Below are 10,499 nucleotides of genomic sequence, written 5' to 3' on the forward strand. Positions count from 1 at the left end.
CGGTCCGTTCGCCCTCGTCGACCTGCGTCTCGTCGCCGCCGACGAGCGCCGTCGCGACCGACTCGACCTGCGCGAGCGCGCCGAGCCCCTCCGCGACCACGTCGGGGTCGGCGCCGGAGACGAAGGCGTCGAACCCCTCCTCGTACTCGCCGTCCTCCAGCGCGTCCGGGGCCGGCTCGGTGACGTACCCGTCGAACTGGCCGTCGAGCGCCCGAAGGACGAGCGCGGCGTCGACGCCGGCCATCGCCGTCTCGCCGACCGTCACGTCGGCGTACACGACGGGAGCGTCGAGCTCCGCGGCGGCCGCCGGGAGGTCGGGGACGGAGGCGTCGATGTCGGCCGCGTCGTCGTCGGCGATCGCGTCGTCCGGGTCGGCCGCGGCGTCGCTATCGACGTCCGCGTCGCCGTCGACGCTCTCGTCGTCTCCGGGGGCGCCCTCGGCGTCGTCCGCTGAGTCGCCGTCGATCGTCCCCTGCTCTTCCATCTCGCGGAGGCGACGTTCCAGGTCGGAGGGATCGGTCGTCACCTCGCCGTCTGCGTCGATCTCCGCGACCATCGCCTCGACGGCGTCGACCCCCTCGAAGAGGAGGTCCATCAGCTCGGGCGTCACCCCGCGGTCGCCCCGCCGGACCGCGTCGAGCAGGTCCTCCAGGGCGTGCCCGAAGTCGGAGACGTCGTCGTACCCCATCGCCGCGGCGTTCCCCTTCAGAGTGTGGGCGACGCGGAACACGTCGTCCATCGCCTCGGCGTCCTCCGGGTCGGCCTCGAGGGCGAGCAGGGCGTTGTTGAGGTCCGTGATCCCGTCTTCCGCCTCGGCGACGAACGCGGCGCGGTGCGAGTCCATCAGGCCGCACCCCCCACGATCGCGCCGGCGACGTCGTCGAGGTCGCACACCTCGTCGACGCCGCCCGTCGCCACCGCGCGCTTCGGCATCCCGTAGATGACGCAGGTGTCCTCGCTCTGCGCGATCGTCCGCGCGCCGGCGTCGGCCATCGCCCGGATCCCCTCGGCCGCGTCGGAGCCCATCCCGGTCAACACGACGCCGACGAGCGGGTCGTCTACGACCTCCGCGGCCGAGCGCATCGTCACGTCGGCGGCCGGCGTGATCGACCGCGAGTCGTCCTCGTCGAGCCTGACGCGGAGCCGCCCCGCGCGGTAGCCGTCGATCCGAGTGTGGCTCCCGCCGCGGGCGACGAGCGCCTCGCCGGCGCCGATCCGGGCGCCGTCGCTCGCCTCGCGCACGTCGTACGCCGAGGCGGCGTCGAGCCGGTCGGCGAACCGCGAGGTGAACGCCGCCGGCATGTGCTGGACGATGACGACCCGGCAGTCCGCCATCGGCAGCGCCGACATCACGCGCTCGACCGCGTTCGGTCCGCCGGTCGACGCGCCGATCACGACCGTCAGGGGCGCGTCGAGGTCGGGAGCGGACGCGGTCGCGGACCCGGTCGACGAGGTCGCCGCGTCCGTCGACGCCGGGCGGCTCGCCGGCGTCGTCCCGTCGTCGCACTCGCGTCGGTCGCGCGTCGCCGCGTCGAGGTCGGCGTCCGCGACAGACCGAACCGCCTCGACGAGCCGGTCCGACTCGCGGGAGACGCCGGTCGACACCTCGCCGCCGGGCTTCGAGAAGAAGTCGACCGCGCCGCGATCGAGCGCCTCGAACGTCACCTCGGCGCCCTCGGCGGTGTGTGCCGACAGCATGAGGACGGGCGTCGGCGTTTCGTCCATCAGCCGCTCAACCGCCTCCAGTCCGCCCATGCCGGGCATCTCGACGTCCATGGTCACCACGTCCGGACGCGTCTCGGCGACCACCGACAGCGCCTCGTCGCCGTCGCCGGCCTCGCCGACCACAGCCACCCCGGCGTCCGTCAGGATGTCGGCGATCAGCCCCCGCATGAACGTCGAGTCGTCGACGACGACCACCCGAACGGCGTCGTCGCGACCGCCCCGCCGATCCGTCGTCCTACTCATGTGCGAGAGCGGAGCCAGAATCGGGATAAACCCACGGACCCAGGAATCACCCCTGATAATTCAGGGGACACGGTTATTGGTCCCTCCGTCACACGTCTCCCCATGGCAGCCACCGAGACGGCCGCCGAACCCACGAAAGTGTTGGAGTTCGGGCTAGGCGAGGGCACGTACTGTCTGGACATCGGCGTCATCGACGAGATCGTCGACGCCGGCGAGCTCACGCGCATCCCCAACTCGCCGGCCCACGTCGAGGGCGTGATGGACCTGCGCGGACGCACGACGACGATCGTCGACCCGAAGACCCTCTTCGAGATTCCGGAGGAGGGGCCCCGCGAGCGCATCGTCGTGTTCGACGACGACGAGGTCGACGAGGGCGGCACCGTCGGCTGGATGGTCGACGAGGTGTTCCAGGTGCGAGACGTCGCGGCCGCGGACGTCGACCGGGGAACGACCGTCGACGAGGAGGGGATCCGCGGGATCGTCAAGTCCGACGACCGCTTCGTCGTCTGGGTCTCGCCGGACGTCGACGAGATCGTCGCCGGCGACGTCGTCCCCGGGAACGCCGAGGCGTAGCGGCGCGGTCGACGCCGGGAGCCCCGCGTCGGGCCCCGGCCGTTCTCACCCGTGAGAAACGGGAGCCAACCCTTATCCGGTAACCGGAGAGTCTCTCCGTATGCGCGCAGAAAGCGGCGTTCCCGGGTTCGACGACCTCGTCGGCGGCGGATTTCCGGAGAACCGCCTGTACGTTGTCAGCGGCCCTCCGGGCAGCGGAAAGACTACGTTCTGCTCGCAGTTCGCCGCGCAGGGCGCCCGCAACGGCGAGGACGTGCTGTACATCAGCATGCACGAGACCAAAGACGGGATTCGCCGCGACATGGGCGGCTACGACTTCGGGTTCGACCGGGCGCTCGACACGGACCGCGTCACGTTCCTCGACTCGTTCTCCTCGGACGGCCGCCGGTTCTTCGGACTCCCCGGCGAGCGCCGGGACCACTCCGGGGTGACGAACCGTCTCACCGGCTTCATCACCTCCCGCGACATCGACCGTGTCGTCTTCGACTCCACGATGCTGCTACGGTTCCTCCTCGACGACGACGAGGACACGATGATCCAGCTGCTCTCCTCGCTGAAGCGGACCGACGCGACGACGCTCCTCATCTCGGAGATGACCGACCCGAACGCCTACACCGAGGAGCACTACCTCGCACACGGCGTCGTCTTCATGCACAATTACCTCGAAGACGACGGGATGAAGCGCGGGGTCCAGGTGCTGAAGATGCGCGGAACCGACGTCGACACCGACATCCAGGACGTCGAGTTCACAGACGGCGGCCTCCGCGTCGGCGCGGCCGCGACGGTGACCCGCTGATGTACGACCGAACTTTCGGCACGGGGTGGGACGACCTCGACCGAGAGGAGGCGGTCCGGCGGGCGTTCGCGCTCGGCGTCGCCGAGGGCGTGGGCAACCGACGCCCCGAGGAGCTCGACCGCGTTCTGGAGGCGTTCCCGGGCGCGTACGACCGCAGCCTGGTCGAGCTGGCATACGACGAGGGGCGGACCAAGGCGCTGGAGGTCGTCGAGGGGGCCGACGACCCCGAGGAGGTGTGGAACGACCTCGTCGACGGCGCGGGCGTCCCGCGGGAACCCCCGATCCGGGCCGCGCTCCCCGGAGCGATAACGGAACTGACACTGACGCGCGGTCCGCGAGGGGGGCCTCCGTCGTCGCTTGACTTCCCGTCGATGCTTCGGAAGTGATCCCTCGGAAGGGTTTTACCCGATACCCCCTCAATTCAGACACATGAGCGTGCTTCCCGACGCTGTCCGCGACGCCGACAGCGTGCTCGTCAGCGGTCCCCCGATGAGCGGGAAGTACGACCTGTTCAACCGCCTGCTCGCCGAGTGGACCGCCGGCCCGGTTATCATCTCGACCGGTCGCACCGCCGAGAAGGTCCGCGCCGACTACGAGACGATCACGGGGCGGGACGGCGACGACGTGATCGTCATCGACTGTATCACCCACGAGCAGGGGGACAAACGCGACGACACGCCGACGACGAAGTACGTCGCCAGCGCCGGGAACCTCACCGACATCGGGATCAAGTTCACCGACATCGTCGAGTCCTCGGCCGGCCGCGAACGCGCGGTAGGCGTCTACTCCCTCTCACAGCTGCTGATGTACTGGGACCCCGAGCGGATCTACCGATTCACCCGCGTGATGACCTCCCAGACGTCGGGCAAGGGGTGGCCCTTCGTCGGGGTCGTCGGCTCCACCGCACACGACGTGCAGGTGGTCCACACCCTCCACGAGCCGTTCGAGGTCGTCGTCGAGACCCGCGTCGAGGACGAGGACCGCGAGTTCCGCGTCCGCGAACGGGTCGGACAGCCCTCCGAGTGGGTCACGTTCTGAGCGGGGATCCGCCCTCGGTCGCCGACCGTCCGGCCTCTCCGCGCTACCCGATCAGGTCGAACTCGGCGCCGAGCGGCGGGGCGTCGACGATGCCCCAGTAGACGAACCGGTACCTCCCTGACCCGAGCGGCGGACACACCGCGAGGTCGAGGTCGGGAACCGCCGTGGCGATCGCCTCCTCCTCCAGGTCGATCGACCAGCTGTACGAGCCGTCCGGGTCGAGCGTCTCCTCCGACCGCGGGAGCTCGACCGACTCGCCCGTCCGCGACCCGCGGACGTCGAGCCACCCCTCGGCGGTGTCGCGCTGGAGCGAGTAGGCGTGCTCGCCGCGCGTGGCTGCGGACTCCTCGCCGGTGTTCCGCAACACGAGCCTGAGCGACTGCCCGTAGGTTTCGGAGTTCCCCTCCGCCGACAGCTCGAGCGTCGTCCCGGCCGCCTCGACGAGCGTCCCCTCGACCGACCCCTCGAAGGGCTGTGCGAGTCGGACGAACTCGTCGTCCTCGCAGGCCAGCGTGTCCGGAGTCCCCTCCGGTCCCTGGGGGCCGTCGCCGGCGGCGAAGTCGAGACAGCCGGCGACGCCGAGTGACCCCACGGCGGTGAACGTCGTCGCGGTCGTCGCCAACAGGTCGCGTCGCGTGCGCTCCATACCCGAACCGTACGGGCGGGACGGGTTTCAACGACACGAGTCGAGACGGAGCGGGCGTCGAGACGAGGCGGAAATCGAAACGGAGCGGAGCGGGCCGCACGAGCGGCGAGGGGGCCCGCTCGCCGCGGACCGGAAGCGAGCGTGACACTCGGCCGCTCGTCGCTCGGCGTTCGGAACCGCTTTCCCGTCGGCCGGCGCATGGCCGTCCATGGAGCTGTTCGGATCCAGCGGCATTCGCGGGGTCGCGCTGCGGTACCTCACGCCGGAGCTGGTCCTCGACATCGCGAAGGCGGCCGGATCGGTGTGGGACGCCGATCGGGTCGCCGTCGCCCGCGACACCCGCACCACCGGCGAGCTGTTCGCCAACGCCGCCGCCAGCGGACTGGCCGCGGTCGGCTGCGACGTCGACCGGCTCGGCGTCGTGCCGACGCCCGCGGTCGGCAACTACTGCGAGTCGACCGAGACCCCCGCCGTGCTCGTCACCGCCTCGCACAACCCGCCGGAGTTCAACGGGATCAAGCTCGTCGGCGACGACGGTGTCGAGCTCTCCGTCGACGTGCTCGAACGCGTCGAGCGCCGCGTCCTCGACGACGACTACGACCACGCCGACTGGCGGACCGCCGGCACGACGACGCGTGTCGAGAGCGCGGTCGACGACTACGTCGACCAGCTGCTCGACGCGGTCGACCGCGAGGCGGTCGCCGACGCCGACCTCACCGTCGCCGTCGACCCCGGCCACGGCGCGGCGTCGGTGTCGTCGCCGCGGTGCTACCGCGAGCTGGGCTGTGAGGTGCTGACGGTGAACGCGACGCCGGACGGCCACTTTCCGGGTCGCGACTCCGAGCCCGTCTCGGCGAACCTGACCGCGCTCTCCCGGCTGGTCGCCACCTCCGAGGCCGACGTGGGGATCGCCCACGACGGCGACGCGGACCGCGGCGTCTTCGTGGACGAGACGGGCGCGTTCGTCGACGGCGACACGTCCTTCGCGGCGATGGCGGACGCCTGTCTGGAGCCGGGCGACGCCGTCGTCAGCGCCGTCAACGTCTCCCAGCGGGTCGTCGACGTCTGCGACGCGAACGGCGCCGACCTCGAGCTGAGCCCCATCGGCGCGACGAACATCATCACCCGCACGCGAGAGCTCCACGAGGAGGGAGTGAACGTCCCCATCGCCGGCGAGGGGAACGGCGGCGTGTTCTTCCCGCCGTACCGGCTCTCGCGGGACGGCGCGTACATCGGCGCTCGCTTCCTCGAGCTGCTCTCGGCCGCCGGCGGCGACCCCGTCAGCGAGGTCGTCGCGCCCTACACCGACTACCACTTCGTGCGCCTGAACGTCGAGTACGAGAGCGACGCCGAGCGCGACGACATGCTCTCGGCCGCGCGGGCGTACGTGGAGACCGCCGACGCCGCGCCGAACACCACCGACGGCTACCGCCTCGACTACGGCGACGCGTGGGTCCTCGTGCGTCCCTCCGGCACGGAGCCGAAGATCCGCATCTACGCCGAGTCCGCCGACGCCGACCGCGCCGAGCGGCTCGCGACCGACATGCGGATCGCCGTCGAGAGCGGTCGATAACGAGGCGTTTCGTTCCGTCCCCAACCGGAGATCGAGCGGTCCACCGCGAGAAGTATCACGAGGCAGATAGCTACCGGTACTAATATATTAACTCGTCCTGTAGTAAGATTTGACATGGCCGCCAAGGACCTCAGGCTCGAATCGCGCGCCGACCAGCACTGCCCGACCGCAACGACGGAACTCGTGAGGACGATGGAGAGCGAGACGGAGACGATCACCGGCGCCGTCGCGTCCGGGAAGATCGGACTGGCGGAGCTCGATCGATTCGTTCGAGACGCCGAGCGCGGCGAGATAGACGGCCACGCCGGCACCGACGTCGTCGTTCGGATCGTCCGCTCGCTTCTGAGCGACACGCCCCCGATCTGGGAGGAGATGGAGCCGGCCGGGCCCGCGACGGGAGCCTGACGGCGCGTTCGAAAGCGGACGTCTCTGCGATCTCGTCTCTCTCGTCTCTGTGTTCTCGGTTCCCCTCGCGTCCTCGCCGCGCGCCCTACCGGTCGAGCGCCGCGAGCGCCTCGGCCGCCTCGCGGGCCGCCTGTAGGTGGTCTCGCGCCCGACGCGGGTCGTCCGTCTCCTCGGCCGCGACGGCGAACCGGTTCAGCGTCCGCGCCAGCGACGCCCGGGCGTCCGCGACGCTCTCGGAGCCGGTGACGTCGGCCGGCGACGCGACGGGATCCGCCGCGCCCTCGGGACGGTCCGGGACGCGCGCTGGAGCGCTCGACGGATTGGAGGCGCTCGATGGATCGGGAGTGCCCGACCGAGAGCCGGCGGCCCCGTTCTCGCCAGTCGGCGGGTCCGCGTCCCCCGGCGCGTCGACCGCCCTTCGCTGCGTATCGGTCGTGTCCCCCGGGGCGTCGCTCGCGTCTGCCGCGTTCCCCTCCACGTCGGCCGCGTCGACCGTGTGACACGTCGGGCAGAACTCTCGCCCGTCCTGCCGGAAGATGGGGTCCCCGCAGTCGTCGCAGTGGCGGTTCGTCATCGTCGCGCCCCGGAGGAGCAGTTCGGACATCCGCTGGGTGTGCTCGCGCTTCTGCTCGTCGTCCGCGAGCTTCTCGCGGAGCTTCTCCCGTTCGGCCTCCTTGTCGAACCCGTCGCTCATGAGCGGACGAACGTGACTCACGAGCAAAAGTCCGGTGGGCTCGAGACGGTCGCGGCCATCGAGGGGACGGCCGCCGTCGCCGGCGGCGCGCACGCCGTCGTCGCGACCGGCTACTCCTCGGTGATCGTGCGGTCGTCGGGGTCGAGCTCGCCGCGGTGGATCTTCGAGCCGTCCTGGGCGACCTGTCGGCCGAGCACCGCGCACTTCACCCGCATCGGAGAGATGTCGACGCCGAGCATCTCCGTGACGTCGTCAGTGTCGAGCGCGTGAAGCTCCTCGATCGACATCCCGTGGAGCCGCTCGGAGAGCATGCTCGCCGAGGCCATCGAGATGGCGCAGCCGTCGCCGGTGAACCGCACCGCCTCGATCGTCTCGCCCGCCGCGTCGAGGTCGACGTCCATCCGGATCGTGTCGCCGCAGGAGGGGTTCTCGCCGACGTGCGTGAAGTCCGGCTCCTCGAGCTCCCCGTAGTTGCGCGGGTTCTTGTAGTGGTCGAGGATCTGCTGTCGATACATGTCCGAGCCCAGTCCCATATCGGTCTCAGGTAGGCCGGTACGGGTCAAAAGGGTTCCGTCGCCCCCAGCGGGCCCGGTGCCGACGGGGAGACCGACCGGTCACTCCTCGGAGAGCGACGCCCTCGACGACGGCCCCGACGCGTCCGGAGCGGTCGTCGTCGCACGGGGATTCCCGGCCCCCTCACCGTCGAGGAGCCCACGGATCCGGTCGAGGACACAGTCGTGCTGGCCCCGCTCCGAGCGCTTGGAGAAGTACGCGTCCGCGCCGGCATCGAGCGCCGCCGCCTCGGTCGCCCGCTCCCGACAGGTGGTGTGGAACACGACCGGCACCTCGCTGCCCCGCCCTCTGAGCCGTTCGACCAGTTCGACGCCGGAGCCGTCCGAGAGCCGCTGTTCGGTCACGACGCAGTCGACCTCGTCGACCGCGTCGAGCGCCGCCGCCATCCGACCGACCGATCGGACCGCGAACCGGTCGGCGAACCGGTCCGCGAACGCCGCCAGCAGCTCCGCGGAGCGCGCGTCCGGCTCGACGTGAAGGAGGACGACGGAACCGCCGCCTTCCGCCGGACCGTCACCCGCCGACCGTGATTCGACTGTCATGCTGACTCGTCGAACGCACCCCGTGCACGTATAAAGGGGAGACACTCAACCACGATTAAGCCCGTTTTGCTCCGGTTTCGCGGCCGAAACGTCGAGAAGCGGGGACACGGACGGGGAGACGGTACAGCCCCCCGACGGTCCGAGTACGAGACTGTCACGCGCACCGGGAACGTCACACGCGCACCTGGGGGTGTCACGCGCATGCCGGCCTCGTCCGTCGGTGTCGACGAACCGAGCGCGTCAGGCGAACAGGTCGCGGGCCTCGCCGACCGCCTCGACGAGGGCGTCGAGCTCCTCGACGGTGTTGTAGAGGTAGAGAGAGGCGCGCGCGGAGGCGGCGACGCCCATCTCGTCGTGGAGGGGCTGCGTGCAGTGGTCGCCGGCGCGGATCGCAATTCCGTAGTCGTTGAGGATGCTGGAGAGGTCGTGGGCGTGGACGCCCTCGACGTTGAACGCGACGAGTCCGCCGCGGTCGTCCCCGGGCGGGCCGTAGATCTCCACGCCGCCCAGTGCCGTCAGCTCGTCGTAGGCGTACTCGGCGAGTAAGTCCTCGTGGGCCTCGATCCGGTCCATCCCGATCTCCTCCAGGTACTCGATCGCGGCCGCGAAGGCGATCCCCTGCGCGATCGAGGGCGTTCCGGCCTCGAACTTCCACGGCAGGTCCTCCCACGTGGAGTCCTCGAAGGTGACGCGACGGATCATGTCGCCGCCGTAGAGGTACGGCTGCATCGACTCCAACAGCTCCTCGCGGCCGTACAGCGCGCCGATGCCGGTCGGACCGCACATCTTGTGTCCCGAGAAGGCGAGGAAGTCGACGCCGAGGTCAGTGACGTCGACCGGCCGAGTCGGCACCGACTGCGCGCCGTCGGCGAAGATCAGCGCGTCGCGGTCCTGCGCGAGGTCGGCCAGCTCCGCGATCGGGTTGACCGTGCCGAGCGTGTTCGAGACGTGGACCGCGGAGACCATCTCCGTGTCGTCGTCGATGAGTTCGGCGGCGTGGTCCATGTCGAGTCGCCCCTCGTCGGTGACGTCGACGAAGCGCACGTCGGCGCCGGTGCGCTTGCCGATCTGCTGCCAGGTGACGAGCGAGGCGTGGTGCTCCATCTCGGTGAGGACGACGTTGTCCCCGGGACCCAGCTCCTCGAGCCCCCACGCGTACGCGACGAGGTTCATCGCCTCGGTGGTGTTCTTCGTGAAGACGATCTCCTCGCGGCCCGCGGCGCCGACGAAGTCGGCGACCGCGTCGTGGGCCTCCTCGTAGGCGACGGAGGCCTCCTGGCTCAGCTGGTGGATCCCGCGGTGGACGTTGGCGTTGTAGCTCCGGTAGTAGTCGGCGATGACGTCGACCACCGGATCCGGGGTGTGCGAGGTCGCCGCGTTGTCGAGGTAGACGAGGGGGGTGTCGTCGCCCTCGCCCTCGCCCGCCGTCTCCGGGTCCCCGCCGACCTTCCGGTTAAGGATCGGGAAGTCGGCGCGGAGCGCCTCCACGTCGAACGGGTACTGTTCTTGAACTCCCATTACTCTCTTTCGGGCCCCGAGCACTAACACACCTTCGGTCCGGTACGTCTTGCGGGTATCGCGGACGCGCGGGATCGCGCGTTTCGCTGCCGGTTTGAACCTCAAACTCGGCCCGGCTCGGACCGCCGACCGCCTACCCTTCCCAGTCCGGGTTCGCGCGCGGCGGCGAGAAG

13 protein-coding genes are annotated in these 10,499 nt (G+C 70.5%); 6 read left to right on the forward strand and 7 right to left on the reverse strand.

Annotated elements, in window-relative coordinates; genetic code table 11:
- Both U4E84_RS15180 and cheB read right to left on the reverse strand, forming a co-directional pair.
- A partial coding sequence (locus U4E84_RS15180) for an Hpt domain-containing protein (protein WP_322532960.1) occupies positions 1-844 on the reverse strand: 844 nt, incomplete at its 3' end.
- On the reverse strand, positions 844-1,968 hold the full coding sequence (gene cheB / locus U4E84_RS15185; RefSeq protein WP_322532961.1) for a chemotaxis-specific protein-glutamate methyltransferase CheB: 1,125 nt from the start codon (positions 1,966-1,968) through the stop codon (positions 844-846). The genes cheB and U4E84_RS15180, both read right to left, overlap by 1 nt.
- A gap of 102 nt (positions 1,969-2,070) precedes the next feature.
- Between cheB and U4E84_RS15190 the strand changes: the two genes are divergently transcribed.
- The 4 genes from U4E84_RS15190 (at position 2,071) to U4E84_RS15205 (ending at position 4,375) form a co-directional block, all read left to right on the forward strand.
- On the forward strand, positions 2,071-2,541 hold the full coding sequence (locus U4E84_RS15190; RefSeq protein ID WP_322532962.1) for a chemotaxis protein CheW: 471 nt from the start codon (positions 2,071-2,073) through the stop codon (positions 2,539-2,541).
- A gap of 100 nt (positions 2,542-2,641) precedes the next feature.
- Positions 2,642-3,337, forward strand: a complete 696-nt coding sequence (locus U4E84_RS15195; RefSeq protein ID WP_322532963.1) for an ATPase domain-containing protein — start codon at positions 2,642-2,644, stop codon at positions 3,335-3,337.
- The gene (locus U4E84_RS15200; RefSeq protein ID WP_322532964.1) at positions 3,337-3,723 is read left to right on the forward strand and encodes a hypothetical protein; all 387 of its coding nucleotides are present in this window, start codon (positions 3,337-3,339) and stop codon (positions 3,721-3,723) included. The genes U4E84_RS15195 and U4E84_RS15200 overlap by 1 nt, the downstream gene beginning before the upstream one ends.
- Before the next feature lie 43 nt (positions 3,724-3,766).
- On the forward strand, positions 3,767-4,375 hold the full coding sequence (locus U4E84_RS15205) for a hypothetical protein (protein WP_322532965.1): 609 nt from the start codon (positions 3,767-3,769) through the stop codon (positions 4,373-4,375).
- 43 nt (positions 4,376-4,418) lie between these two features.
- On the opposite strand, the gene U4E84_RS15210 is transcribed toward U4E84_RS15205, so the two are convergent.
- Positions 4,419-5,021, reverse strand: coding sequence for a hypothetical protein (locus tag U4E84_RS15210; protein WP_322532966.1), 603 nt, complete (start codon positions 5,019-5,021; stop codon positions 4,419-4,421).
- 208 nt (positions 5,022-5,229) lie between these two features.
- On the opposite strand from U4E84_RS15210, the gene glmM reads away from it, so the two are divergent.
- Together glmM and U4E84_RS15220 are read left to right on the forward strand one after the other, a co-directional pair.
- Complete coding sequence (gene glmM / locus U4E84_RS15215; RefSeq protein WP_322532967.1) at positions 5,230-6,594, forward strand: phosphoglucosamine mutase; 1,365 nt, start codon at positions 5,230-5,232, stop codon at positions 6,592-6,594.
- Between the two features lie 114 nt (positions 6,595-6,708).
- Positions 6,709-6,999 carry a hypothetical protein gene (locus tag U4E84_RS15220; RefSeq protein WP_322532968.1) on the forward strand — a complete coding sequence of 97 codons (291 nt, stop codon included), beginning with the start codon at positions 6,709-6,711 and terminating at the stop codon, positions 6,997-6,999.
- Between the two features lie 85 nt (positions 7,000-7,084).
- Here the strand turns inward: U4E84_RS15220 and U4E84_RS15225 are convergent, their stop codons facing one another.
- The 4 genes from U4E84_RS15225 to U4E84_RS15240 form a co-directional block, all read right to left on the reverse strand.
- Positions 7,085-7,693, reverse strand: a complete 609-nt coding sequence (locus U4E84_RS15225; RefSeq protein WP_322532969.1) for an Sjogren's syndrome/scleroderma autoantigen 1 family protein — start codon at positions 7,691-7,693, stop codon at positions 7,085-7,087.
- 110 nt (positions 7,694-7,803) lie between these two features.
- Positions 7,804-8,226: a Fe-S cluster assembly sulfur transfer protein SufU gene (gene sufU / locus U4E84_RS15230; RefSeq protein WP_322532970.1), complete on the reverse strand. Its 423-nt coding sequence runs from the start codon at positions 8,224-8,226 to the stop codon at positions 7,804-7,806.
- Positions 8,227-8,307: 81 nt separating this feature from the next.
- Positions 8,308-8,808 (reverse strand): response regulator, encoded by a 501-nt coding sequence (locus U4E84_RS15235; protein ID WP_322532971.1) that lies wholly within the window; start codon positions 8,806-8,808, stop codon positions 8,308-8,310.
- Between the two features lie 240 nt (positions 8,809-9,048).
- Positions 9,049-10,326, reverse strand: a complete 1,278-nt coding sequence (locus tag U4E84_RS15240) for a cysteine desulfurase (RefSeq protein ID WP_322532972.1) — start codon at positions 10,324-10,326, stop codon at positions 9,049-9,051.
- Positions 10,327-10,499: the final 173 nt, after the last annotated feature.

It is taken from the genome of Halorubrum sp. AD140 (assembly GCF_034497445.1).
Lineage (GTDB): Archaea > Halobacteriota > Halobacteria > Halobacteriales > Haloferacaceae > Halorubrum.